22 protein-coding genes are annotated in these 23,902 nt (G+C 73.5%); 12 read left to right on the plus strand and 10 right to left on the minus strand.

The window, feature by feature from the left end; all coding sequences use genetic code 11:
* Positions 1-112: 112 nt before the first annotated feature.
* The gene (locus AMK21_RS06170) at positions 113-472 is read right to left on the minus strand and encodes an alpha/beta fold hydrolase (protein ID WP_073874950.1); all 360 of its coding nucleotides are present in this window, start codon (positions 470-472) and stop codon (positions 113-115) included.
* A 292-nt stretch (positions 473-764) separates the two neighbouring features.
* Here AMK21_RS06170 and AMK21_RS06175 point away from each other — a divergent pair, with 292 nt between their 5' ends.
* Together AMK21_RS06175 and AMK21_RS06180 are read left to right on the plus strand one after the other, a co-directional pair.
* Positions 765-3,092, plus strand: a complete 2,328-nt coding sequence (locus tag AMK21_RS06175; protein WP_073874952.1) for an MMPL family transporter — start codon at positions 765-767, stop codon at positions 3,090-3,092.
* A 9-nt stretch (positions 3,093-3,101) separates the two neighbouring features.
* Positions 3,102-4,226: an acyltransferase family protein gene (locus tag AMK21_RS06180; protein WP_073874954.1), complete on the plus strand. Its 1,125-nt coding sequence runs from the start codon at positions 3,102-3,104 to the stop codon at positions 4,224-4,226.
* A gap of 43 nt (positions 4,227-4,269) precedes the next feature.
* Here AMK21_RS06180 and AMK21_RS06185 read toward each other — a convergent pair whose 3' ends face one another.
* The 4 genes from AMK21_RS06185 to AMK21_RS06200 form a co-directional block, all read right to left on the minus strand.
* Positions 4,270-4,632, minus strand: coding sequence for an SCO5918 family protein (locus AMK21_RS06185; RefSeq protein ID WP_073874956.1), 363 nt, complete (start codon positions 4,630-4,632; stop codon positions 4,270-4,272).
* Between the two features lie 112 nt (positions 4,633-4,744).
* A complete protein-coding gene (locus tag AMK21_RS06190; protein ID WP_073874958.1) occupies positions 4,745-6,313 on the minus strand; it encodes a DEAD/DEAH box helicase in 1,569 nt (522 codons plus the stop codon).
* 245 nt (positions 6,314-6,558) lie between these two features.
* On the minus strand, positions 6,559-6,762 hold the full coding sequence (locus AMK21_RS06195; RefSeq protein WP_015609674.1) for a cold-shock protein: 204 nt from the start codon (positions 6,760-6,762) through the stop codon (positions 6,559-6,561).
* A 331-nt stretch (positions 6,763-7,093) separates the two neighbouring features.
* Positions 7,094-7,420, minus strand: coding sequence for a MerR family transcriptional regulator (locus AMK21_RS06200; protein ID WP_073874960.1), 327 nt, complete (start codon positions 7,418-7,420; stop codon positions 7,094-7,096).
* 380 nt (positions 7,421-7,800) lie between these two features.
* Between AMK21_RS06200 and AMK21_RS06205 the strand changes: the two genes are divergently transcribed.
* The 5 genes from AMK21_RS06205 (at position 7,801) to AMK21_RS06225 (ending at position 12,183) form a co-directional block, all read left to right on the plus strand.
* Positions 7,801-8,379, plus strand: coding sequence for a hypothetical protein (locus tag AMK21_RS06205; protein ID WP_073874962.1), 579 nt, complete (start codon positions 7,801-7,803; stop codon positions 8,377-8,379).
* A gap of 10 nt (positions 8,380-8,389) precedes the next feature.
* Positions 8,390-8,995, plus strand: coding sequence for a toxin (locus tag AMK21_RS06210; protein ID WP_073874964.1), 606 nt, complete (start codon positions 8,390-8,392; stop codon positions 8,993-8,995).
* Positions 8,996-9,036: 41 nt separating this feature from the next.
* Entirely contained in the window at positions 9,037-10,320 is a 1,284-nt protein-coding gene (locus tag AMK21_RS06215; protein ID WP_073874966.1) for an MAB_1171c family putative transporter, read from the plus strand.
* The gene (locus AMK21_RS06220) at positions 10,317-10,937 is read left to right on the plus strand and encodes a hypothetical protein (RefSeq protein ID WP_073874968.1); all 621 of its coding nucleotides are present in this window, start codon (positions 10,317-10,319) and stop codon (positions 10,935-10,937) included. The genes AMK21_RS06215 and AMK21_RS06220 overlap by 4 nt, the downstream gene beginning before the upstream one ends.
* Before the next feature lie 133 nt (positions 10,938-11,070).
* On the plus strand, positions 11,071-12,183 hold the full coding sequence (locus AMK21_RS06225) for an NAD-dependent epimerase/dehydratase family protein (protein ID WP_073874970.1): 1,113 nt from the start codon (positions 11,071-11,073) through the stop codon (positions 12,181-12,183).
* A gap of 34 nt (positions 12,184-12,217) precedes the next feature.
* Here the strand turns inward: AMK21_RS06225 and AMK21_RS06230 are convergent, their stop codons facing one another.
* The 3 genes from AMK21_RS06230 to AMK21_RS06240 form a co-directional block, all read right to left on the minus strand.
* Positions 12,218-13,735 carry a ParB/Srx family N-terminal domain-containing protein gene (locus tag AMK21_RS06230; RefSeq protein WP_073874972.1) on the minus strand — a complete coding sequence of 506 codons (1,518 nt, stop codon included), beginning with the start codon at positions 13,733-13,735 and terminating at the stop codon, positions 12,218-12,220.
* 176 nt (positions 13,736-13,911) lie between these two features.
* Positions 13,912-15,018 (minus strand): sensor histidine kinase, encoded by a 1,107-nt coding sequence (locus AMK21_RS06235; protein WP_073874974.1) that lies wholly within the window; start codon positions 15,016-15,018, stop codon positions 13,912-13,914.
* A 5-nt stretch (positions 15,019-15,023) separates the two neighbouring features.
* The gene (locus AMK21_RS06240) at positions 15,024-15,875 is read right to left on the minus strand and encodes a response regulator transcription factor (RefSeq protein WP_234421845.1); all 852 of its coding nucleotides are present in this window, start codon (positions 15,873-15,875) and stop codon (positions 15,024-15,026) included.
* A 124-nt stretch (positions 15,876-15,999) separates the two neighbouring features.
* Here AMK21_RS06240 and AMK21_RS06245 point away from each other — a divergent pair, with 124 nt between their 5' ends.
* The 3 genes from AMK21_RS06245 to AMK21_RS06255 are packed head-to-tail and all read left to right on the plus strand — an operon-like array spanning position 16,000 to position 18,358.
* Positions 16,000-16,761 (plus strand): glycosyltransferase family 2 protein, encoded by a 762-nt coding sequence (locus tag AMK21_RS06245; protein ID WP_073874980.1) that lies wholly within the window; start codon positions 16,000-16,002, stop codon positions 16,759-16,761.
* Positions 16,758-17,444, plus strand: coding sequence for a TIGR04282 family arsenosugar biosynthesis glycosyltransferase (locus tag AMK21_RS06250; protein WP_073874982.1), 687 nt, complete (start codon positions 16,758-16,760; stop codon positions 17,442-17,444). The genes AMK21_RS06245 and AMK21_RS06250 overlap by 4 nt, the downstream gene beginning before the upstream one ends.
* Positions 17,445-17,449: 5 nt before the next feature.
* Positions 17,450-18,358: a methyltransferase domain-containing protein gene (locus tag AMK21_RS06255; RefSeq protein WP_383848458.1), complete on the plus strand. Its 909-nt coding sequence runs from the start codon at positions 17,450-17,452 to the stop codon at positions 18,356-18,358.
* Positions 18,359-18,746: 388 nt separating this feature from the next.
* Here the strand turns inward: AMK21_RS06255 and AMK21_RS06260 are convergent, their stop codons facing one another.
* Positions 18,747-20,033, minus strand: a complete 1,287-nt coding sequence (locus tag AMK21_RS06260; RefSeq protein ID WP_073874986.1) for a molybdopterin-dependent oxidoreductase — start codon at positions 20,031-20,033, stop codon at positions 18,747-18,749.
* A gap of 227 nt (positions 20,034-20,260) precedes the next feature.
* Here AMK21_RS06260 and AMK21_RS06265 point away from each other — a divergent pair, with 227 nt between their 5' ends.
* Positions 20,261-21,709: a hypothetical protein gene (locus AMK21_RS06265; protein ID WP_073874988.1), complete on the plus strand. Its 1,449-nt coding sequence runs from the start codon at positions 20,261-20,263 to the stop codon at positions 21,707-21,709.
* A 90-nt stretch (positions 21,710-21,799) separates the two neighbouring features.
* Positions 21,800-22,048 (plus strand): hypothetical protein, encoded by a 249-nt coding sequence (locus tag AMK21_RS06270; protein WP_073874990.1) that lies wholly within the window; start codon positions 21,800-21,802, stop codon positions 22,046-22,048.
* A gap of 138 nt (positions 22,049-22,186) precedes the next feature.
* Here the strand turns inward: AMK21_RS06270 and AMK21_RS06275 are convergent, their stop codons facing one another.
* Positions 22,187-23,884, minus strand: a complete 1,698-nt coding sequence (locus AMK21_RS06275; protein WP_107429883.1) for a SpoIIE family protein phosphatase — start codon at positions 23,882-23,884, stop codon at positions 22,187-22,189.
* Between the last annotated feature and the right edge of the window lie 18 nt (positions 23,885-23,902).

The following is a 23,902-nucleotide window of genomic DNA, read 5'->3' on the forward strand; positions in this document are numbered from 1 at the left end:
GGCTCGGCGCGTCAGCAGCGGGAACGTCAGCACCGACACCATCGACCCAGGCCCCGCCGGCCTTGCTGACTCCGGGGCGTCCCTTGCTGTATACGACGGTGGAGTACCCCCGTCACCGGCACTTGGTCCGTTCGGGCCGTGGGTGCCCCGGCCCGGCCAGCTCGGCGGAAGCACCGGACGGCCCTGCGGGTCCTGAGCTGCCTCCACCAGCCGGGCCAGCGGGGCGAAACCCGCATCGCTGTACAGCGCGCCCTGGAGCGCCTGCCGCGAAGTCGGGGAAGCGCTCGGCGGCGCCCGGGGCCATGTTCGCCAGCCAGCCGTACGCGACCCGGTCCGGACGGAGCTGCGCGTACACAGCGCCGACGTGACTCCCGTACGAGGAGCCCCAGATCGACACCTTCCGCTCGCCCAGCGCCTCACGCAGCCGGTCGAGGTCGCGGACCTCGTTGCCCGTGGTGAACGACCGCAGCAACGGACCGCCGCCGCGGGCGCAGAGCTCGGCGGTGCGGCGGCGGAGAGGGTGAGCAGCAAGGCCTTACGGGTCCAGTTCTTCACGCCCCAGGCCTGGTCGACCCGGAGTCCGCCGCCCATCCGGAAGGCCGGTGAACTCCCGGTGGGGCCACCCCCCGGGCCGACCCTGCGGCACTTGCCCGTCACCCGTTCCCCCGCGCCGGGGTGCCGGGCGCCGAGGGGAGCCGTTGAATGCGAAAGCAGGGCAGCACAGAGCCCACCCAGAAACAGGCCGGCGCAGGACAGGGAGCCGCATGCCGTCGTCACAGGCCTCACCGACCTCACAGGCCCGCGCCGACCGGGAGGCCGCCCCGCACCGCCGGGGCGCGCTGCGCCGCACCGGCGAGTGGTGCGCCCGGCACTTCGTCACCGTCCTCGTGCTGTGGGTGGCCGCGCTCGCCGGGCTCCAGGTCCTCCAGCACGCCTACGGCGGCGACTACTCCGACGACTTCTCGCTCCCCGGCGCCCAGTCGCAGGAGGGCCTCGACGTCCTGAAGGCGCACGCGCCGCAGGCGGGCGGCTACAGCGCCCAAGTGGTGCTGCACGACGCCGACAAGCCGCTCACCTCGGTCTCCGACCAGGTCGCCACGGCCGTCGCCGACCTCCAGAAGCTGCCCGACGTGCTCTCCGCGCAGAACCCGCTGCCGCCGTCCGGTTCCACCCCGCCCCCGCCGCCCGACCCGAACACCGGACCGCTCTCCACCGACCGGAAGACCGCCTACATCACCGTCCGGTTCAGCGTGCAGCCCTCCACCCTGGACCCGTCCTATCTCGACGGGGTCGACAAGGCGGTGCAGCCGCTGCGATCGGCCGGGGTGGAGGTGGAGTACGGCGGACCGCTCGGCGAACTGGCCCGGCCCGAGCCCAGCGACCGCACCAGCGAGGCCATCGGCTTCGGGGTGGCGGTCATCGTCCTGCTGATCGGCTTCGGCAGTCTGGTGGCCGCCGTGCTGCCGCTGGTCACCGCCCTGGTCTGCGCCCTGTGCGGGCTCGCGCTGCTCGGCCTGCTGGCCGCCGCCGCGACCTTCGCCACCGTCTCCCCGACGCTCGCCACGATGGTCGGCATCGGCGTCGGCATCGACTACGCGCTCTTCCTGGTCACCCGGCACCGGCAGAACCTGATCGACGGTCAGGACCCGGTGACCGCCGCCGGGAACGCCGCCGTCACCAGCGGGCACGCGGTGCTGCTCTCCGGCTGCACGGTGATCATCGCACTGTCGGGGCTGTGGGTCTCCGGGATCGGGTTCATCGGCAAGCTGGGCCTGGCCGCCGCGGTCACCGTGGTCACGGCGGTGCTCGGCGCTCTCACCCTCGTACCGGCGATCCTCGGTCTCATCGGCCGCCGCATCGACCGGGTGCGCGTACGGAAACCGGTGGCCGAGACCGTACCGGCTCCGGAAGGCGCGGAGCCCGGCGGCTGGCACCGGTACGCGCAGCGGGTGGAGCGGCGGCCGTGGTGGTTCCTGGCCGGCGGAGTGGTGCTGCTGGCCGTGCTGTCCTTCCCCGTCTTCTTCATCCAGCTCGGCCACATCGGCGACGGCGCCGACCCGGAGTCGTTCACCGACCGGCGCGCCTTCGACCTGATGTCGAGCGCCTTCGGCCCCGGCTCCAACGGCCCGCTGACCCTCGTCATCGACCAGAGCAAGGTGCCCTCCTCCGACCGTTCCGCCCTCGCCGACCAGGCGCAGAAGGCCCTCACCAACGTCCCGGACGCGGCCGTGATCACCCCGCTCACCGCCACATCGGACGGCGACGTGCTGACCGCCACCGCCTACTCGGTGGCCGCCCCGCAGGACGAGCGGACCACCTCCCTGGTGAACCGGCTCGCCGACGACGTCCTGCCGCAGGCCGTCTCCGGCACCGACGCGAGCACGTACGTCACCGGCACGACCGCCGCCCAGGTCGACTTCCTGGACATCGTCTCCAGCCGGCTGCCGCTGATCATCGTGGTCGTCGTGGCCCTGGCCTTCCTGGTGATCCTGGCCGTCTTCCGGGGCCTGCTCGTCGCGGTGAAGGCGGCCGTGCTCAACGTCCTGTCGATCGCCGCCTCGTACGGGGTCGTGGTGGCCGTCTTCCAGTGGGGCTGGGGCGGCCCGGCGCTGGGGGTGTCGGGGAAGGTGCCGATCGAGAGCTACGTGCCGATGATGATGTTCGCCATCGTCTTCGGGCTGAGCATGGACTACGAGATCTTCCTGCTCTCCCGCATCCACGAGGCCTGGCGGCGCACCGGTGACGCGCGGGCGAGCGTGGCGCACGCGCTGGAGATCACCGCCCGGGTCATCACCTGCGCGGCACTGATCATGGTGAGCGTCTTCGCCGCGTTCGTGATCAGCGACAACATCGTGGTGAAGATGCTGGGCCTGGGGCTCGCCGCCAGCGTGCTCATCGACGCCACCGTCGTACGGCTGCTGCTGGTCCCGGCGGTGATGACCCTGCTGGGCCGGTCCGCCTGGTGGATCCCGGGCCCGCTGGACCGGGTCCTGCCCCACCTGGACGCCGAGGGAAGCGCTCAGGAGTCCGAGCGGTCCCCGGTGGGAGTGACCAAGGACATGGCAGGTGGAGGGAACCACTCCGCCCCCTAGGGTGTCAGGATGCCTTCCCCCCTCACCTCCGAGCAGCCGCGCCCCACCGCCGCCGCCGGAACCCCGGAGACCGGCGGACCGCCCGCCGACGGCCGGGACCACTTCTTCGACAACGCGAAGTACCTGGCGATCGTGCTGGTGGCGATCGGGCACGCGTGGGAGCCGCTGCCGAGCGGGCGGCTGGTGGAGGCCGCGTACACCCTGATCTACACCTTCCACATGCCGGTGTTCATCCTGATCGCGGGCTACTTCTCCCGTGGTTTCGAGCTGCGGCCGGACCGGGTGTGGAAGCTGGTCACCAGCCTGCTGGTGCCGTATCTGATCTTCGAGCTCCTCTACACGGCCTTCCACCGCCTCACCCGCGACCCGGAGCTCCCGCTCTCGCTGCTCGAGCCGTACTGGCTGCTGTGGTTCCTGCCCGCGCTGTTCTTCTGGCGGCTGTCCACCCCGGTGTGGCAGGCGGTCCGCGCCCCGGTGCTGGTCTCGCTCGCCGTCGCCGCGGTGGCGACCGTGTCACCCGCCGCCGACGGGACCCTGCCCCTCCAGCGCATCATGCAGTTCCTGCCGTTCTACGTGCTGGGCCTGCGGCTGGGCCCGCAGCACTTCGCGGCTCTGCGCCGTACGTGGGTACGCGCGCTCTCCGTACCGGTCCTCGCGCTCGGGCTGCTGGTCGCGTACTGGCTGGTGCCCCGGACCTCGACCTCGTGGTTCTTCCGGAAGAACAGCGCCCAGGAGATGGACACCGCCGAGTGGACCGGGCCGATGGCGGCGCTCCTGCTGTTCGTGGCGGCCGTCGTGCTGGGCGCCTGCTTCCTGGCCTGGGTGCCCAGGGGGCGCAGCTGGATGACGGCGCTCGGCACCTGCACGCTGTACGGGTACCTGCTGCACGGCTTCGTCATCCGGAGCCTGCGCTACGGGGGCTTCTACGAGGAGCCGTTCTTCGACACCACGCTGGGCACGGTCACCGTCACCGCCGGCGCGGCCGTCATGGTGACCGCGCTGTGCACCCCGTACGTACGGAGCCTGCTGCGGCCGCTGCTGGAGCCCCGCCTGGAGTGGGCCAGGCAGCGGCCGCCGGCTCCCGGCCGACCGCCCCTGACACACGAAAGGCCCTCGGGGCGGACCCCACCGTGAGGTGGCCGGTCCGCCCCGAGGGCCTTTGGCGTGGAAGGAGCCGCTAGAGGGCGCCGAGCCCCTGCGCGGGGCCCGGGGCGGGGGCCGGAGCCGCGACCGCCGGGGTGCCCAGGAGCGCGGAGGCCGTCTCCAGGGGGGTGCGGGCGGCAGCGGCGGCCGGGGCGGGTGCCGTCTCGGCGGTACGGCAGGTGAAGCCGAGCTTGGAGAGCGCCCGGACGACCTCGGCGGAGGAGAAGTCACGCCGGTCCTGCCGGGTGATCACCTCGCCGACCTGCTTGACCGGGTAGACACGGCGGCTGATGACCACCCCGTCACCGGTGACGGGTTCGGGCTTGATGCCCTTCATCGAGTCCTCGACCTCGTTCTTGAACAGATCGAAGGGGAAGCGGGCGATGACACAGCGCATGGGTCCTCAACAGGGTCGAGTGGCTCGGGAGGGCCGCACGGCGGAGCCGTACGGGGAGGGCGGCGGCGGACCGCCGCCCCGCGCGGGCTGAGGGGGCGCCCGACGGCACCCCCTACGCGGCGCGGTTGGACCGGCGCATCGCGGCGGCCGCACGGGCCTCCGGCGTCGGCACACCCGGGCGGCGGCCACGGGCCGGGGCCCCGCCACCGCGCTTGGTGCCACGCCCCATGAACGCGCCGCCCCCGCTGCGGCCTGAGCGCTCCTTGGGCGGGGCGGTGATGACCACCGGGACACCCGAGGGCGCCTGCGCACCGGTGATCCGGCTCAGCTCGGCCTCGCCGGAGCGGACCTGGGCGATCTGCGGGGTGATCCCGGCGTCCACCATCAGGCGGGTCATCTCACGGCGCTGGCCCGGCAGCACCAGCGTGACCACGCTGCCGGACTCCCCGGCCCGGGCGGTACGGCCGCCGCGGTGCAGGTAGTCCTTGTGGTCGCTGGGCGGGTCGACGTTGACGACGAGGTCCAGGTTGTCCACGTGGATGCCGCGGGCCGCGACGTTCGTGGCGACGAGGACCGTGACGTGCCCGGTCTTGAACCGCTCCAGGGTGCGGGTGCGCTGGGGCTGGGACTTGCCGCCGTGCAGCCCGGCCGCCCGGACCCCGCTGTGCAGCAGGTGGTCGGTGAGCTTGTCCACCGCGTGCTTGGTGTCCAGGAACATGATCACGCGCCCGTCGCGGGCCGCGATCTCCGTGGTCGTGGCGTACTTGTCGGCGCCCTGGACGTAGAGCACGTGGTGCTCCATCGTCGTGACGGCACCGGCGGCCGGGTCGACGGAGTGGACGACCGGGTCGTTCAGGTAGCGCTTGACGAGCAGGTCGACGTTGCGGTCGAGCGTCGCCGAGAAGAGCATCCGCTGCCCCTCCGGGTTCACCTGGTCGAGCAGCTCGGTGACCTGCGGCATGAAGCCCATGTCGGCCATCTGGTCGGCCTCGTCGAGGACGGTGATGGTGACCCGGTCCAGCCGGCAGTCGCCGCGCTCGATGAGGTCCTTGAGCCGGCCCGGGGTGGCGACGACGACTTCGGCGCCGCCGCGCAGCGCGCTGGCCTGGCGGCCGATGGACATACCGCCGACGACGGTGGCGATGCGGAGCTTGAGCGACCGGGCGTACGGGGTGAGCGCGTCGGTGACCTGCTGGGCCAGCTCCCTGGTGGGGACGAGGACCAGGGCGAGCGGACGCTTGGCGTCGGCGCGGCGGCCCTCGGTACGGGCCAGCAGCGCCAGGCCGAAGGCGAGGGTCTTGCCCGAGCCTGTGCGGCCCCGGCCGAGGACGTCACGGCCGGCCAGCGAGTTCGGCAGGGTGGCCGCCTGGATCGGGAACGGGACGGTCATGCCCTCGGCGACGAGCGCCGCCTTGAGCGTGGCGGGCATCTCCAGCTCGCCGAAGGTCTCGGCGGCGGGCAGCGCCGGGGTGATGGTCACCGGCAGGGCGAACTCGCCCTTCAGCGCGGAGCTGCGGCGGCTGGAGCCACCGGACCGCTTCGGGCCGCCACCGAACCCGGCGGCGCGGCGCTCGCCACCGCCGGAGTAGCGGGGGGCGCCACCGCTGCGGGCGCCGGAGGGGCCGCCGGAGCGGGTGCGGGCGAATCGGTCGTTCGAGCGGGGGGTGCGTTCGCGGTTCATGCAGAACCTTTCCTCGATGGGGCACGTATCGAGGGATTCTTTTTCGGGAAGCGGCCGTGAACGGCACCCAGAATCGCAAGAACGAGCCGATGAAATGACAAAGGGGAGCGAAGCCCGGCCGCCGGGAATCAGTGCACCGGACGCGGCTTCGTCAGGGGGCGCGCTCGGCAGGCCCCGGAAACAGCAACGAGCTGGGGCCCGCACCCCAAGGTGCGGGCCCCAGCTGCGCAGAACTACCTGAGTGATCAGGCGGGGGTGATGTTCTCGGCCTGCGGGCCCTTCTGGCCCTGCGTGACGTCGAAGTTCACCTTCTGGCCCTCCTGCAGCTCGCGGAAGCCGGAGGCGGCGATGTTGGAGTAGTGGGCGAAGACGTCAGCGCCGCCGCCGTCCTGCTCGATGAAGCCGAAGCCCTTTTCCGCGTTGAACCACTTCACGGTGCCAGTAGCCATGTCATATCTCCTTAGGGGAGGGGCAGTGCCCGCGGGCCCACACTGTGCGGACCCAACGTCGCCGCGATGATTACCCCGTCCGGAAGAACACCGGAAATACAAAAGCGCATCTACCGACATCGAATCGGCTGATGCACTTGAAGTCTTTGGGAACCACAACTGCAACTGAGATCAACAGTAGCACGGCAGCGGCGGAAGAGGCTGAACGGAATATCACCCGGCATGGCGGAACAGAATCGCGGAGGAAAAGCCTCATCGCGCATTGCGTGAAATTCTGTGCTGGCGAATGCAGATATGTTCCGGGTGCCGTGCACGGGTCCCCCGGGCGTCCTCAGCGGTCCGTGCCGCCGCGCAGCTCCTCGTTGAGGCGGAGCGCCTCCCCCAGCTGGTCCTCCAGGATGACGATGCGGCAGGCGGCCTCGACGGGCGTGCCCGAGTCGACCAGCTCGCGGGCACGGGCCGCGATGCGCAACTGGTAGCGGGAGTAACGGCGGTGGCCCCCCTCGGAGCGCAGCGGCGTGATCAGCCGGGCCTCACCGATCGCCCGCAGGAAACCCGGGGTCGCCCCGATCATCTCGGCGGCGCGCCCCATCGTGTAGGCGGGGTAGTCGTCGTCGTCGAGCCGGCCGATGGCGTGCGAGGGGGTCTCCGGGGGCATCTGCACCTCTTCTGTCACGCATGACCGAGGGCCCGGGGCGCCGTACGCCTGCGGGGTGCCCCTCTGCTGCGTACCGCTGTTTCACCTGACTGCACAAGAAACCCTAATCGCTTGGGAAGGGCATGTCTATCGCGGCCGGAACAGGTTTCGGCCACCGACGGCGAGGTGCCGACCGAGACGCCGGTGGAGCTGACCGACTGGTCAGTTGTCGTCGGGCGGACCCCGGGGCCATAATGCAGGCGTAGCCCTTCACGCATCCCCCGTCGTGAAGGGCTACACCCCTGTCCGGAGACGGTTCCGGGGCGTCGGCAACACGGGCAAGGGACTCCCCTCGTGGCCCCCTGCCCATGTTTTTTCGAGTTAACAGTGACGTAGAGTGTTTGCGCAAGCTCAGTTCCGACTCCGAGGTGAGCATGGAGGCCCGGATGACCACGGTCGACGGCGACGAACCCGGTACGGAACGGAACGAACCGCCCGAGCCGGCCGGCCCGCCCCCGCTGAGCTCGCTGCGGGAAAAAGTCGAGTACATGGTCGAGAAGACCTTCCCCGGCCAGAAGATCTCGGGCAGGGTCTTCGCGGAGCTGGTGCGGAAGCACGGCGGCTCCCTCTCGCACAGCTACTTCTCCAACATCCTCGCCGGCAAGGTCACCCAGCCCTCGGAGGAGATCCTCAAGGCCCTCGGGCTGGGGTTCGGCGTCGACTGGCGCTTCTTCAAGGAGGAGTCCGAGGTCGTCGACGACGTCGTCGCGGGGCTCCAGTTCCTGGCCAAGCGGCGGACCGGCGAGATCAGCGGGGTGGCGGGCCGGGGGCTGGGCGACGAGGGGCTCCCGCCGGAGCTGCTCCGGTTCGCGCTCTCCCTGCTGGAGGACGCCGCGCGGGACAGCCCGCGGGACAACCCGCAAGGGCGAGCGGGGGAGAGCTCGGGGGAGAGGTCGCCGAACCGCCCGCACGGCACGTAGCGTCGGTGTCATGTCCCTGCGGAAGCTGCGCAAAGAGTGCGAGGCACAGCTCGCCGACCTGCCCATCCCGGCCCCGTTCTCGCTGACCGGTCTGGTCGCCAACATGGAGGCGGCGCGCGGCCGCACCATCCGGCTGCACGAGATGCCGGACCGGCTCGCCCGCGTCAACGCCGCATGCGGGCTGCGCCTGAAGGCCGGGGACACCAGCCTCGTCCTCTACCGCCGCAGGCCGACCGCGTACCAGACCGAGCACGTCATCCTGCACGAGCTGTGCCACGAGTGGTTCGACCACGGGACGACCCTCGACGCCGAGCAACTGCGCACGCTGATGCCGGTCTTCGACACCTCGCTGATCGCCCGGATGATCTCCCCCGAGGCCGCCGCGTCCTTCCTCTCCGGCGGCTCCACCGTGCAGGCCCGCGCGCAGTACGCCACCCACGACGAACGCATGGCCGAATTCGGGGCCTCCCTCATCCCCCGAATGGCGCGGGACCTGACCACCGATGACATGGTGGGGCGGCTGACCGACTCCCTGTCCCGCCCGGTGGCCCACCGCCGGCGCGGGCTGCTTCCCCCCATCCCCCGGATCCCCCGGAGACGGGCCGGCGGTTCCTGACACGTGCCACCAAGAACCCCACACCGAGGACGAAGACCGCTGTGACCCCCCTCGATCTCGCCGGCTACCTGATAGCCGGCCTGATGACAGCCGTTGCCCTGTGGCGTATGCCCGCTGCCGTGTGGGGAGATGAGGAGGACCGCAGACGGCGGGCCCTGTGGGGCTGCTACGCCGGATTCGCGATCGCCCTGTGGACGAAGACCGAGGCGGTACGCACCGGACTGAACAACAGTGCCGTCACGGACCTCGCCGTCCTCATCAAGCACTACACCGCGACAGTGGCGATTCTGGCCATCCTCAGCTACATCGTCGCCATCTACGGCAGCTACCCCGAAGCGGGCGCCGTCCCCCGCCACGTACGGTTCGCCCGGCTGGTCCAGGAGGTCGCGGCGAAGGCCTCCGTGGCGACGCTGATCCTGCTGACCGTCCTCTTCTTCACCGTGGTCGACCGCTCCGTCCCCTCGGACCGCTTCGTCTCCGACCACGCCGGCGAGTGGGGCGCCACGCTCTACATGAGCGTCTTCTACCTCTACCTCGGCGCCGCCTCCGCCGTCTGCGCCTTCCAGTGGGCCCTGGCCACCGCCGACGCGCATCGCCGCCATCTGCGCATCGGGCTCGGGATGATGACGTTCGCGATGTTCATCGGCGTCGGCTACACCGTCAGCCGGACCCTGTTCCTCTGGGTCAGCGTGGTGGACGAGCCCACCGAGGCGTTCGCCCTCCGCTTCGACCAGGTGACCGAGGCGGCGCAGCTGGTCCTCTTCGCGTTCTTCGCCCTCGGCGCGTCCGTCCCCGCCTTCAGCACCGGCGCGCGCCGGGTGCGGCTGTGGCGGGCCCAGGTCCGGCTGCACGCCCTCTGGTACGAGCTGATGGCGTCCTTCCCCGACCAGCCCTTCGACCCGCCCGCCTCCCTGGCCCGGGAGCTCACCCGGTTCAACGCCCCGGCCGACCTGCGCATCGACCGCTGGGCCGCCGACATCGCGGACGCGGTGGAGAAGCTGCGCCATTACGTCCCCGACGGGCTGGTGGCCGCATCCGAGGGGGCCGCCGCCCGGGACACCGCCGATGCCCGCCGGGCGGCCGCGCTCGGCGACGCGTACTGGATCCGGGCCGCCCTGCTGGCCAAGGAGTCCGGCGCGCCCGCGGGCCCCGCCGCCGCGGTGGCCGCCCAGCAGGCCGCCGACCAGGACGGCGAGGTGGCCCGGCTGGAGCGGATCGCCGCCGCCTACAGGACGGTCACGGTGGAGCGCGCCCGCGAGGTCCTCCTGGCGGCGACGGCTCACCGTACGACGGAGTCAGCAGCGCGGACGGAGCAGACCTCATGAGCAGCGACAGCACCACCACCACCGCCGGAGAGGCCGCCGAGAACAGCACCCGCACCTCCGTCGCGCGGACCGTCACCGACGTGCTCCAGCCCCGCAACGCCCTGCTGGCCGGGATGCTCGGCATCGGCATCGCCGCCGCCGGTGACTGGACCGGGCTGCTCTGGGGGTTCCTCGGGGCGCTCTGCGCCGGGCTGATCCCGGCGCGGTACATCGAGTGGGAGCGCGGGCGCGGCACCTGGGGCGACCGCCATGTCGTGGACCGTACGAAGCGGGCCCCGATCTTCTTCGTCATCCTCGGCTCCATCGGGGCCGGTTCGGTGGTGATGGTCCTCGGGAACGCTCCGGTCGGCATCCTGGTCGCGATGCTCGCGCTGTGGGTGATGACGATCGGGCTGCTGGCCGTCAACACGGTGTGGAAGATCTCGGTCGACTCGGCGGTGGCCTCGGCGGTGGTGGCGCTGCTCGCGGTCGTGCACTCGCCGTGGTGGCTGGCCGCGTACGCGCTGACGGTCGCCGTCTGCTGGTCGCGGGTGGCCCTCGGCTATCACACGGTCGCGCAGACCGTGTCGGGTGCGGCGCTGGGGGCGGCGACGACGGTGGCGTACGCGTTCGGCTGAACGTCTCCCTCCCATGCGCACGGCCGTGCGCACGGCCCCCTCGTACGCCCCGGCGCGCGGCAGCCCTTACGGTCCCGTGACACGGGTGCGCCGCACACCGCCCGGCGGCCGCCCCGCCCCTAGCGTGGCCGCCATGCGCGTACTGGTCACCGGCGGAGCCGGGTTCATCGGGTCACATGTCGTCGCCGCACTCACCGCGGCCGGGCACGAGAGCGTGGTGCTGGACGCCCTGCTCCCCTCGGCCCACCCCGGCGCCACGGCCCCCCAGGTCCCCGGGGCCCGGATGGTCGTCGGGGATGTCCGGGACCGGGAGGCGGTGGCGGGGGCGCTCGCCGGGGTCGACGCGGTCTGCCACCAGGCGGCGATGGTGGGCCTGGGCAAGGACTTCGCGGACGCGCCGCTGTACGTGGGGTGCAACAACCTGGGTACGGCGGTGCTGCTGGCCGAGATGGCCGCCGCCGGGGTGCGGGACCTGGTGCTGGCCGGGTCGATGGTGGTCTACGGCGAGGGCCGCTACGACTGCCCGCGCCACGGCCCGGTCCGGCCCGGCCCCCGCCCGGAAGCCGGGCTGCGGGCGGGGAGCTTCGAGCCCCATTGCCCCGCATGCGGTGAGGAGTTGGTGCCGGGCCTGGTCTCCGAGGACGCGCCCGCCGACCCGCGCAACGTGTACGCCGCCACCAAGCTCGCCCAGGAACACCTGGCCGCCGCGTGGGCCCGGGCGACGGGCGGCCGGGCGGTGTCGCTGCGCTACCACAACGTGTACGGCCCGGGGATGCCGCGCGACACCCCGTATGCCGGGGTCGCCTCGTTCTTCCGCTCGGCCCTGGCGCGCGGCGAGGCGCCGCGGGTCTACGAGGACGGGCGCCAGCGCCGCGACTTCGTCCACGTCCAGGATGTCGCGGCGGCGAACGCGGTGGCCTTGGAAGCGGTACGGGAACGCCGTCCAGCCTCCTTCGCCGCGTACAACACGGGCAGCGGGGAGCCGCACACCATCGGCGAGATGGCCACCGCGCTGGCCGCCGCGCACGGCGGGCCGGAGCCGGTGGTGACCGGGGAGTACCGCCTCGGCGACGTACGCCATGTCACGGCGGACTCGCGGCGGCTGCGCGAGGAGCTGGGGTGGCGGCCGCGGGTCGGCTTCGCGGACGGGATGGCGGAGTTCGCGAGGGCCGGGCTGCGGGGGGCGGGGGCGGGGGCGGATCAGCCTGCGGGGGCGCCCCAGCCTGCGGGGGCTGAGGCGCCGTAGGAAGCGGGCCGCGTGAGCCTCGTTCAGCGCCGGCTCACACCCCGGCGCACTGCCCCGTGCGCGGGCCGTGGCCCTCGTTGGTCCGCCCCGTGGTGTCCGGCGCCGGAAGGTTGCCGGAGCACGCCACGGGGCCGGTGACCTTGTTGGCGGCGAGCAGGACGCCCCCGGTGTTGCCGGTCAGGACGACGGCCCCGGTCAGCGAGTTGGCGGTGCAGCCCGGGCCGCCCAGCCGGACGGGTCCGGTCGTACGGCTGATGGCCAGGGGTCCGGTGACGCTCGACCCGCACACGTGGATGGCGGCGGCGCGGTCGGACTGGAGCGGGCCCTCCAGCGTGGAGCCGGTCAGCACGAGGGCGGCGTCGGCGCGGACGGTGACCGGGCCGCGCAGGGCGGCGCGGTCGGCGCAGGTGACGCCGCTCGTGACGGTCAGCGGGCCGTTGCGCACGCCGGTGATCTTCGTGGTGCAGGCGGGGGCGGGCAGCACCCGGGACTTGTAGTCGAGTGCCTCGGCGAGCTTGCCCGGCTTGGCGTCCGTCAGGGGCTTGCTCAGCTTGGCGAACTCCCCGCCCGTCTCCTTCTTGCCGCCGTTCCACTCCGCGATCCGGCCCAGCTGGGCGGCGGTCTTCCCGTCATCGACGACCGCGTCCGGGGCGAGCGCGGCCATGGACTTCGAGGCGCTCTTGACGAGGTCGAGGTACGGGCCGGGGGAGGTCAGGTCGTACGCGGCCGTGTCGTGCTGCCCGCGCAGCCAGGAGCCCCACGAGAACTCCAGGAACTCCGTTGCCCCGTCCGGGACTTCGTAACCGATACCCCGCGTGAAGTAGACGAGGCTGCGGTACGGGTCGTCGCGGAAGTGCGTGATCCCCAGCCGGTCCGGCAACTGGTCCACGGCCAGGGGCTTGTTGTTCTCGTCGCGCAGCCAGACCTTCTTCCCGACGGTCATCCGCTGCCAGAAGGCGGCGGTGGAGAGGGAGCTGAAGTTGTCGGTGACGCGGAGCCGGATCGGCAGCCGGGTGGAGCCGTCGGGACCTTCCAGGAAGGACGTCAGCGTGTGGTGCCCGTCGGTGAGGTACAGCTTCCCGCCCGGTCCGATCACGGCCGTCTTCATCGGGGCGATCGACTTCGGCGTCTCCTGGCCGAGCGGCACCGTACAGGAGAAGCTCGCCGGGTCGTCCAGCCGCGCGCCGGGGCGCACCGAGGCCGCCTCGCCCTGGCCGTTGGTCTCGCACCAGTCGTCGAAGCGCTTGTTGACGCCGCCCGCCACCTCGTCCCGGCCGCTTCCGTACCGGCCGAGCTTGTAGAAGACCTGGTCGAAGCCGAGTACGGCCTGGGTCGGGTGGAGTTCGCCGAGGGTGACCTCGATCAGATCACCCGGCTGGGCGCAGGTGCGCGGCAGCGGCCCGCTCCCGGCGCACGCCCCCGCACCGCCCGCGCTGCCGGGCCCCGCCGCGAGCGCCCCGGTGGAGGCGCCGACCACGACCGTGCCCGCCGCCAGCACTCCGGCCAGCAGCCGGGCCCCGCGCCGGGGCAGGCCGGTACTCGATCTGTTCATGGACGCCCTCTCCGTACACGTGTCAGTCCCGCGCGTCCGTACACGCGCTCTTCCGCCTTCTTCCGTGGTGACGATCGCAAGGTGCGGCGACGCCCGTACGGACGCCGCGTTAACGGGCGATGACGCTGTCATGCCACGGCGGGACCGGGTGCCGGGCCGGACCGACCGCCCGGCCCTCACGCCGCCGGGAGCGTGACCGAGAAGCAGCAGCCGCCCTCGACGTTGCGGACCTCGGCGCGCCCGGCGTGCGCCTCCACGATGCCGCGCACGATGGCCAGGCCCAGGCCCGCGCCGGCCGGGGGCGTCCGGGCGTGGCTGCCGCGCCAGCCGGTGTCGAAGACCCGGGGCAGGTCCTCCTCCGGGATGCCGCCGCAGCCGTCGGTCACCGACAGCACGATCCCGCCGTCCGAGCGGTGCGCGGACAGGGCCACCGTGCCGTCGGCCGGGGTGCGGCGGATGGCGTTGATGAGGAGGTTGCCCAGGACCCGGCTCATCTCCTTGCCGTCCACCTCCACCGGAACCTCCTCGATCCGGTCGCCCACCAGCCGCACACCACGCTCGCGCGCGAGCGGTCCGGCCCCGGCCAGTGCGTCGTCGACCAGGTCGTAGAGGGAGATCCGGGCCGGGGCGAGGGTGAGGGAGCCGGCGTGGATGCGGGAGAGCTCGAAGAGGTCCCCGACCATCCCGTTCATGCGCTCCACCTCGGTCCGTATCTGCCGCAGATAGCGCCCGGAGTCCGGGGCCATGCCGTCCTCCAACGCCTCGGCCATCGCCCGCAGCCCCGCCAGCGGCGTGCGCAGATCGTGCGAGATCCAGGCGACGAGTTCGCGCCGCGAGGTCTCCAGGGCCCGCTCGCGCTCCCGTGAGCGGTCCAGCTTGGCGCTGGTGGCGGCCAGCTCACGGGTGAGCGCGGCCAGCTCGGCGGTGGGCTGCCCGGCGGGTGCCGCGAAGGTGCCGCCGTCACCGAACGACCGTGCGGCCAGAGTCAGTTCACGGCTGCGGGCGGCGACCCAGCGGCCGAGCAGTACGGCGGTGGCGAGGGAGACCACGGCAGCCATGGCGACCACGGTCGTGACGACGTACAGGTCGTGCGACGACAGGAACATCGCCCAACAGACCGTCAGCGTCCCGGCGAGCATCGCGGTGACGGCCACGCCGGCGACGACGGTCAGCGAGACGACGAGCGAGCGGTGCCGCAGCAGGCGCAGGACGAGCGCGCCGAGCAGTCCGGCGGCGGCCGCGCCGAGGAAGGCGAACAGCGCGATGAGGAGGAGGTCGCTCACGGCGGTCAGCCCCCGGCGGGCGGCAGGGGGGCGACGGCCGGTGCCGCTTCCGTACGGGCGGGGGCTTCCGGGACGTCCGTACGGTCCGCGCCTTCGGGGTCTTCCGGGGCCTCGTCCTCGCCCGGCAGGTCCAGGCGGTACCCCACCCCCCACACCGTACGGATCAACCGGGGCCGCGCCGGGTCCTTCTCGACCTTGCCGCGCAACCTGCGGATGTGCACGGTCACCGTGGACAGGTCCCCGAAGTCCCAGCCCCACACCTCCCGCATCAGCTCATCCCGGCCGAACGCCCGCCCGGGATGCCGGAGAAGGAAGGCGAGCAGGTCGAACTCCCGCAGCGTCAGGGCGAGTCCCACACCTTCGCGGGACACGCTGCGGGCCACCGGGTCCAGGCGCAGCCCGGCGCCCGACAGCGGCCGCGCCCCCTCGGTGACGGGCGCCCCGGCCCCCGCGCGACGCAGCACCGATTCGACCCGCAGCACCAGTTCGCGCGGGCTGAACGGTTTGGTGACGTAGTCGTCGGCCCCGGTCTCCAGACCGAGGATGCGGTCCTCCTCGTCACCGCGCGCGGTGAGCATGATGACCGGCACCGGCCCGTGCGCGCGCATCCGGCGGCAGACCTCGAACCCGTCCAGGGCGGGCAGCATCAGGTCCAGGACGACGAGGTCGGGCCGGGCCGCCGCGAACCGCTCCAGGGCGGCGGGGCCGTCCCCCGCCCGCTCGACGGCGTACCCGGCGCGGTGCAGATAGCCGACGACGACCTCCGCCACCGTCGGGTCGTCGTCCACGACGAGGACCCGGCCCCGCGCGGCGTCGGGGAAGGGGGCGTGCGGCGGGGTGAGCGGGGTGTTCTCCATGCCGTCCACCTTCGCACCGCGCTCCGGCGGGCCGGGGAGCCGTGCGCCGCCATCCGGCCGACGTCCATGTTTCGTAAGAACCTGAAGACCGGAATGTCGGAGTTGTCTCCGTAGGGTGAGGCGGGTGACCGATTCCTCTGCCACCCTCCCGGATGCCACCGCCCCGCACACCGCTCTCCCCAAGGCCGACATCGTCCTGCCCTGCCTGGACGAGGCGGCCGCCCTGCCCTGGGTGCTCGACCGGATTCCCGTCGGCTGGCGCGCGATCGTCGTCGACAACGGGTCGACCGACGGTTCGGCAGAGCTCGCCCGCTCCCTCGGCGCGCACGTCGTCACGGAGGAGCGGCGCGGGTTCGGCGCGGCCTGCCATGCCGGACTGCTCGCCGCCGACGCCGAGTTCGTCTGCTTCTGCGACTGCGACGGCTCGCTGGACCCCGCGTTGCTGGCCGGGTTCGTCCGGCGGATCGCGGACGGCGAGTGCGATCTGCTGCTGGGCCGCCGCCGCCCCGAGGGCCGGGGCGCCTGGCCGCCGCACGCGCGCGCGGGAAACCTGGCGCTCGCCCGGATGCTCCGCCGCCGTACGGGCCTGCGCCTGCACGACCTCGGTCCGCTGCGGGCGGCCCGCCGCGCCGACCTGCTGGCCCTGGACCTCACCGACCGGCGCAGCGGCTACCCGCTCCAGATGGTGGTCCGGGCCTCGGACACCGGGCTGCGGGTCGCCGAGACCGATGTCCCGTACCGGCCGCGTACGGGGAAGTCGAAGGTGACCGGCACCTGGCGCGGCACCTGGCACGCCGTACGCGACATGCGCGGCGTCCTGCGCGAGCCACCGGCGGACCGCGCACCGGACCGGGCCGCGCACACGGAGACGGAGGCCGTTCGATGAACACCTACGGACCACCCGCGTACGGACCACCCGCGCACGGCCCCACCGGCCCCACGGAGCTGCTGGTCATCGCGAAGGCACCGGTCCCCGGCCGGGTCAAGACCCGGCTCTGTCCGCCCTTCTCCCCCGCCGAGGCCGCCGAGCTCGCCGCCGCCGCCCTCGCGGACACCCTGGAGACCGTTCTCACACTCCCCGCCCGGCGGCGCGTCCTCGTTCTCGACGGGCGGCCGGGCCCCTGGGTGCCGCCGGGCGTCGAGGTGGTCCCGCAGGACGCGGGTGGGCTGGACGAACGGCTCGCGGCGGCCTTCGGGAGGTGTACCGGGCCGGCCCTCCTGGTGGGCATGGACACCCCGCAGATCACCCCGGCCCTGCTCGCCCCCGCGCTCGCCCCGGACGCCTGGGAGGGCTGCGACGCCTGGTTCGGCCCCGCCGAGGACGGCGGCTTCTGGGCGCTGGGCCTCGCGCAACCCGATCCCGCCCTGCTGCGGGGGGTGCCCATGTCCGTGCCGGAGACCGGTGCGGTGCAGCGGCGCCGGCTGGTGGAGTCCGGCCTCGCGGTACGGGACCTGCCGGTCCTCCGCGACGTGGACACCGCGGCCGACGCCCACCGGGTGGCGGCCGACGCGCCCGCGGGCCGGTTCGCCGCGGTGCTCGGCCGGCTGACCGGGGCGGGGGTGCGGTGAGCACGATGCTGCCGCCGTCGTCATCCGGGACGTCGTCGACCGGGACCGCCACACAGAAGACCCGGGAGACCGCCGACGCCCTTGAGGCCGACCGGCCCCCCGGGCCACCCGCGGTCACCGGACCCCCCACGGCCCCCGCACCCGCCGAAACCCGTACCGCCCCCTGGGGCACCGACCCCTACGCCAACGCCCTGCGCAACGGCCGCGGCCCGCTCTTCCTGCGCCGCGGCGACGGCTGGCTGCTGCCCCTGGAGGTCGAGCGCTGGTGCTCCGACGCGGGCGCCGCCGACCTCTCCGCCCTGCACCGGTGCGAGGGTCCGGTGCTGGACATCGGCTGCGGTCCTGGGCGGCTGGTCGCGGAGCTGACCGCGCTGGGCCACCGGGCGCTCGGCATCGACGTCAGCGAGGCGGCCGTCGCCCGCACCCGGCGCATCGGCGGCTCCGCCCTGCTCCGCAGCGTCTTCGATCCGCTGCCGGGCGAGGGCCGTTGGGGCACCGTGCTCCTCGTCGACGGCAACATCGGCATCGGCGGCGACCCGGCCGCCCTGCTGGACCGGGCGGCCGACCTCCTCTCCACCGGCGGGCTCCTGATCGCGGAGACCTCACCGCTCGACATCGACGAACGCGTCCAGGTCCGCCTCGACGACGGTCGGCGCGCACCGGCGGAGAGGGCCGCACCCGGTCCGGCGGACCGGCCGTTCCCCTGGGCGCGGGTCGGCACCCCGGCACTGCTGCGGTACGCCGGCGCGTGCGGCTGGCGTCCGGCCGATCAGTGGAGCGCGGACGGCCGGGACTTCGTCTCGCTGCGCCGCCCGCGCCTCCACCCCGTACGGGAGCGGAGCGCGCGGACCAGCAGCCAGAGCGCGGAGAGCGCGAACAGCGCCCCGGTGATGAGCAGCCAGTTGGAGAGGTAGAGGTCCGGGGAGGTGCCGGAGGCGGCCACGTACCGCCGCTCGGTCCGCCGCGTGATCAGCGGGAACCAGATCAGCAGGAGCAGCCCGGAGAGGAACACCGGTACGCGGACGAAGTTGACCAGGCCCCGCCGCCGCCCCAGTGCCGCGCGCAGGGCCCGGTCGGCCCCCGCGTACAGCGGGAGCAGCACCAGGTCGTGCAGCAGCGCCGACCCGGCGAACCAGAGCAGGATGCCGACGGTGTCGCCGTCCATGAGGCGTACGCCCGCGTATCCGGCCAGGCAGAAGGTGGCCACCAGCAGGAGCAGGTGCAGCGGGCCCTCGCCGTACCACCGGCGTACGAGGAGGCCTGGGGAGAGGCGCGGGCGCCGGGGTGCGGTCGGCGTGGACATCACAGTTCTCCGAACGTCAGGGTCTCGACCCACTTGGTGTTCAGCACCCCGGGCGCGGCGGGCACGATGATCCGGGCCGGGTAGCCGTGGTCGGGCGACAGCGGGGCGCCGTTGACCTCCAACGCGAGCAGCGAGCGCCCGTCGCGGACCTGGTTGTCACGGAGGGCGGCCTTGCGGAACGAGCCGCTGCGCTGCAACGACTCCACGAACACCGCCGGGGGCCGGTCCGGGTACCCGGCGAGCGCCGCCAGGTCCGACAGCCGCACCCCGCGCCAGAGCTGGTCCGAGGTGGACCAGCCCTCCACGCAGGCGATCGGGAGCGCCGCGGTGTGCTGCTCCATCGCCAGCAGCCCGGCCCGGGAGAAGCGGAGTTCGCCGGCGGGCCCCCGTACCGTCAGCAGCCAGCGCTCGCCGGTGTCGGCGGGGGTGATCCCGACGGCGGCGGCCGTCTTGTTGACCTGGAAGGCGTTCGCGCCCTGCCCCTGTTCCGTACCGCCGCGCGGGGTGAGGAGCGCGGTGCGGCGCAGCGGTCCGTCGAAGCTGCGCCCGGCCGAGGTGACCAGCAGGAGCAGGGACCCGGCCCCGACCATGACGAGGGCGCCGCGCCGGGAGAGGGTGGCGGGCAGCGGGTCCGGGGCGGCGAGGGTGTCCGGCCCGCCGCGCGGGATGCCGCCGCTCCGCAACACCCGTACGGCCCGCGGCAGCTTCAGCGCCACATGGGTGACGAACCCGGCGAGGAAGACCCAGGCCCCGTAGAAGTGCAGGGCGTAGAAGGAACCCGGGAAGAGGTAGTCCAGCTGGATGTTGAGCAGCCCGGTGAGGAACTCGAACAGCGCCCCGCCCACGAGCAGCAGCAACGAGAGCCGCTCCAGCGCGTGCCCCACCGACCGGGCGGGCGGCAGCGCGAAGAGCCGCGGGACCACCGACCAGAGCTTCGCCAGCAGCACGGGTACGAGCACGACGCCGACGGTGACGTGCAGCCCCTGGGTCAGCCGGTAGAGCCAGTGCGGGCCGGTCGGCCAGGCGAACAGGTAGAAGCCGAGCCACCCCTTGCCGGGCGTCTTGTCGTTGACCGGGTCCAGGTCCGGGTTGTACGCGGCGTACGAGAGCAGGCCGGTGACGAACAGCACGGTGAGCCCGGCCAGCAGCACGACGCCGAGCACGGCGGTGAAGCGCGCCCCGCGCACCGGGCTGCGCCAGCAGCCGGGATCGGCGGGCGTGCGGAGGGCGGGGAGACGCGCGGTGAGGCGGGCGGGAAGGGTGGGGGTCCGGCGGCGTTCGGGCATGGGACCGACGCTAGGCCGAGGACACCGTGCGAGGGCGGCTGCGACTCCTGACGAAATTCTGACGTCGGGCCCGTTGGGCCTGGACGGCGGGCGGCGGCCCGGACGCACCGGACCTGCGTGCCGGCCCGCGGCCCTTATCCGCACGGGGCGGGTGCCGGATCTGACGGTTCGGTGACGCGGCCCCGCCGAACCGCCAAAACGCGCCCCGGCGTGCATAGCGTGCCAGCGTGAAGACCGAACACACCCCCCGTACGGAAGCCGCCGAGGGTACGGGGCCGGGCTCCCCGGACGCCCCGGACCGGCGGACGGCCGACCTCGGGAACACCGACCGCCGCCCCGCCCACCGACGCGACCTGATCGCCGCCGCCGCAGGAGTCGTGCTCGTCACCGCCGCGATCCTCATCGGCCACGCCGTCCAGAACCGGACCGGCACCCTCCAGGTCCGGTGGCCACCCCTCCTGGCCTCCTGGGACCCCCACCTCGGCCCCGGCACCCCCGCCGCGCTGGCCATGGCCGTACTCGTGATCGCGTACGGCCCCCCGCTCGCCGCCCGGCTGTCCTGGCGCGCACTCCTCACGGCGGCCTGGGCCGGGTCGGCGGCCTGGGTCTTCTCGATGGCGCTGATCGACGGCTGGTACCGGGGCGTCGAGCGGCGCCTCACCACCAAGCACGAGTACCTGCGGGTCATCGACCGCTTCGAGGACATCCCCGCCACCCTGCGCGACTTCACCGACCACATCGTGATCGGCGAGCCCGGCAACTGGCCCGCCCACGTCGCCGGTCACCCGCCGGGCGCGACCCTGACCTTCGTCTGGCTGGACCGGATCGGGCTCGGCGGGGGCGCGTGGGCCGCCGTCTGGTGCGTCGTCGTGGGCAGTTCGGCGGTGCTGGCCGCCCTGATCACCGTGCGCGTCCTGGCCGACGAGCACCTGGCCCGGCGGGCGGCGCCCTTCCTGGTCCTCGCCCCGGCGGCCGTCTGGGCGGGCGTCTCGGCCGACGGGTACTTCACCGCCGTCGCCGCCTGGTCGGTGGCGCTGCTCGCGCTGGCGGCGACGCGCCGGGTCCGCTTCCCGGCCGTCGCGGCGGTGGGCGGGGGCCTGCTGTCCGGGTGGACCTGCTATCTCAGTTACGGGCTCGGGCTGATGGCGGCGGTCCTGCTCGCGGTCCTGGTGCTCGCCCGGACGGCCCGCCCGGTGGTCCCGTTCCTGCTCGGCGCGCTGGTGGTCCCGGCCGCCTTCACGCTGGCCGGCTTCAACTGGTGGACCGCGTACCACCTGCTGGTGGAGCGCTACTACCAGGGCGCGGGGGGCGTGCGCCCGTACGCGTACTGGGTCTGGGCCAACCTCGCCTGCGCCGTCCTCGCGGCGGGCCTGGCGGCGGTCGCCGGAGTGCGCCGGAGCGCGTCGTACGCCCCGGGGGCCGTACGGGCGCTTCGTACGGGCACAGCGGCTCCCGCCCAGCGGCTGGCGCTGCTCGTCCTGGCGGCGCTGGTGGCGCTGCTCGCCGCCGACCTCTCCGGAATGAGCAAGGCGGAGACCGAGCGCATCTGGCAGCCGTTCCTGCTGTGGCTGCTGCCCGCCGCCGCCCTGCTGCCCACCCGGACCGCCCGGTACTGGCTGGTCGCGTCGGTGGTCCCGGCGCTGTTGATCAACCACCTGCTGTGGACGGGGTGGTGACGCTTCCGTTTGCGGGGCCATGGCAGACCCGGTTACGTGGAACGGGCGAGTCCGGAACACCCCTCACCGCACCCCGTGGAGGTACCTCCGATGGCGAAGAAGAACCGCTCCGCGCCCGCCAAGGGCCTGCGCGGCAGCAAGGTGGGGCTCGCGCTGAGCCTGGGCAGCAGCGCGCTCGCCGTCATCCGGGCGTCCAAGCAGGTGCGCCGGGCCAAGGGCCCGCACGACAAGCTGAACACCGCCGACGCGGTGGCGGGGATGCTTCCGCTGATCACCTCGGCCGCCCTGATCGTGCGGCAGCTGCGCGGTCGGCGCCGGGAGGACCCGGAGACGGCGTGAGCGGCGACGCTCACCCCGAAAGGCATCACCCCGACGGACTTCCCCCGACAGGCATCACTCCAACGGCCTAACGACCGGTCGCTGAGCCGCCCCCCGCCCCGTACGCCGCCGAGGCGCCGCACCGACGGCGGGGTCGCTTCACGTCGGGTCGGGCCTCCGCAACACCGGCGGCCCCTCCCGGATCCGGGAGGCCAGCACCGCGATGTCGTCCTCCGCGTCCCCGCCGAACCCGTCCACCACCCGGTCCAGCAGGTCCTCCAGCGTCCCGGTGCGCGGCAGGGTGAGCGAGGCCAGCCGCCCCACGGACACGTCGATGTCCTCGCCCCGGCGCTCCACCAGACCGTCGGTGTACATGAACAGCACCGTCCCCGGCCCGCACGGCACGGAGGTGGTCCGGTAGCCGCCGAACCCGGTGCCCAGCGGCGGCCCGGACTCCACGTGTTCGATGCGCGCCCCGGCCGCCCCGGGGTCGATGAACACCGGCGGCAGATGGCCCGCGCTGGCCACCTCGCACACCCCGCCGAACCGGTCCACGACGGCGAGCAGGCAGGTCGCCGCCCGGTCCAGCCCCGACCGCTCGACCATCTCGTCGAGCTGCTCCAGGATCTGGTGCGGCGGCAGGTCGTCACCGGCCAGCAGCCGCAGCAGCGAGCGGTAGTGGCTCATCGCCACGGCAGCCTCCACGCCGTGGCCCATCACGTCGCCCATCGCCTTGAGGTGGCGGCCCCCCTTGAGCGGTACGACGTCGAACCAGTCGCCGCCCACCAGGACACCCCGGTCGGCCGGGAGGTAGCGCGTGGCGATCTCCACGTGCGGGTGGGGGCCGCGGGGTTCGGAGAGCAGCGAGGCCTGGAGCTCGCGGGCGATGCTGTGCTCGTGGTCGTAGCGGCGGGCGTGGTCGAGGTCGACGGCGGCCCGCCCGGCGAGTTCCCGGGCGACGACGACGTCCTGGTCGGTGAAGGCCGGTGAGCCCTCGGCCCGGACCAGGCTGAGCGCGCCGAGCTGGCGGCCCCGGGCGGTGAGCGGGACGGCGAGCGCCTCGCGCAGGCCGAGGGCCTGTGAGGCGATGATCCGCTCCGAGGTGAAGGCGGAGCGGCCGCGCCGGTGGTCGGCCCAGTCGTCGAGGACCGGCTCGTTCTCGGCCATGCAGCGGGTGACGGCGGAGTCCGCCGCGAAGTCGACGTACTCCCCCGGGTGTCCGAACCGCTGCACCTGCTCGTCCAGCGGCCCCTCGCCCCGCAGCGCGGCACGCCGCAGCCGCAGGACACCGTCCTCGGCACGGCGGACGGGGTGACCCACCTCGGCCGGGAAGACGTCGACGGCCGCCACGTCGGCGAAGGCGGGCACGACGAACTCGGCGAGCTCCCGGCAGGTGGTGCCCATGTCGAGAGTGGTGCCGATCCGGACGGCGGCCGTGGAGAGCAGCGCCACATGGCCGCGGGCCTCTTCGAGCTCCACCCGCTGGCGGGCGACGTCGCTGATCTCGACGACGATCACCATCAGCCCGCAGACGGACCCGCCCGTCTCCAGCCGGTGGTAGGTGGCGCGCCAGAACCGGGGGGCGTCAAAGGACGCGGCCCAGGTCCGGCCGCTGATCGTCTGCTCGCGGGGTTCGCCGTCGCGCAGGACACAGCGCAGGACGGCGGCCTGGCCGCGGAGTTCGGGGAGCACCTCGGAGAAGGTGTGGCCGATGTGGGACCCGGCGGGGAGGCCGTTGAGCCGTTCGAGCGCGGGGTTGACATAGGTGTAGCGGAGGTTCGCGTCGAGGACGGCCACTCCGGCGGGGTTCCCGTCCAACAGGGCGGCCACGGTCGGGGGGTCGAAGGACGACGGCATGCCGTCGCCGCACGCTTC

This window comes from Streptomyces sp. CB00316, assembly GCF_001905595.1.
In the GTDB taxonomy this organism is placed as follows: domain Bacteria; phylum Actinomycetota; class Actinomycetes; order Streptomycetales; family Streptomycetaceae; genus Streptomyces.

Bases quoted from the DNA above. Each gene is read 5' to 3' on its own strand.
- AMK21_RS06275 (WP_107429883.1), bottom strand. From the start codon at position 23,884: ATGCCGTCGTCCTTCGACCCCCCGACCGTGGCCGCCCTGTTGGACGGG.
- AMK21_RS06180 (WP_073874954.1), top strand. From the start codon at position 3,102: ATGCCTTCCCCCCTCACCTCCGAGCAGCCGCGCCCCACCGCCGCCGCC.
- AMK21_RS06250 (WP_073874982.1), top strand. From the start codon at position 16,758: ATGAACACCTACGGACCACCCGCGTACGGACCACCCGCGCACGGCCCC.
- AMK21_RS06230 (WP_073874972.1), bottom strand. From the start codon at position 13,735: ATGAACAGATCGAGTACCGGCCTGCCCCGGCGCGGGGCCCGGCTGCTG.
- AMK21_RS06185 (WP_073874956.1), bottom strand. From the start codon at position 4,632: ATGCGCTGTGTCATCGCCCGCTTCCCCTTCGATCTGTTCAAGAACGAG.
- AMK21_RS06190 (WP_073874958.1), bottom strand. From the start codon at position 6,313: ATGAACCGCGAACGCACCCCCCGCTCGAACGACCGATTCGCCCGCACC.
- AMK21_RS06240 (WP_234421845.1), bottom strand. From the start codon at position 15,875: ATGGAGAACACCCCGCTCACCCCGCCGCACGCCCCCTTCCCCGACGCC.
- AMK21_RS06195 (WP_015609674.1), bottom strand. From the start codon at position 6,762: ATGGCTACTGGCACCGTGAAGTGGTTCAACGCGGAAAAGGGCTTCGGC.
- AMK21_RS06270 (WP_073874990.1), top strand. From the start codon at position 21,800: ATGGCGAAGAAGAACCGCTCCGCGCCCGCCAAGGGCCTGCGCGGCAGC.
- AMK21_RS06220 (WP_073874968.1), top strand. From the start codon at position 10,317: ATGAGCAGCGACAGCACCACCACCACCGCCGGAGAGGCCGCCGAGAAC.
- AMK21_RS06255 (WP_383848458.1), top strand. From the start codon at position 17,450: ATGCTGCCGCCGTCGTCATCCGGGACGTCGTCGACCGGGACCGCCACA.
- AMK21_RS06210 (WP_073874964.1), top strand. From the start codon at position 8,390: ATGTCCCTGCGGAAGCTGCGCAAAGAGTGCGAGGCACAGCTCGCCGAC.
- AMK21_RS06260 (WP_073874986.1), bottom strand. From the start codon at position 20,033: ATGCCCGAACGCCGCCGGACCCCCACCCTTCCCGCCCGCCTCACCGCG.
- AMK21_RS06175 (WP_073874952.1), top strand. From the start codon at position 765: ATGCCGTCGTCACAGGCCTCACCGACCTCACAGGCCCGCGCCGACCGG.
- AMK21_RS06225 (WP_073874970.1), top strand. From the start codon at position 11,071: ATGCGCGTACTGGTCACCGGCGGAGCCGGGTTCATCGGGTCACATGTC.
- AMK21_RS06200 (WP_073874960.1), bottom strand. From the start codon at position 7,420: ATGCCCCCGGAGACCCCCTCGCACGCCATCGGCCGGCTCGACGACGAC.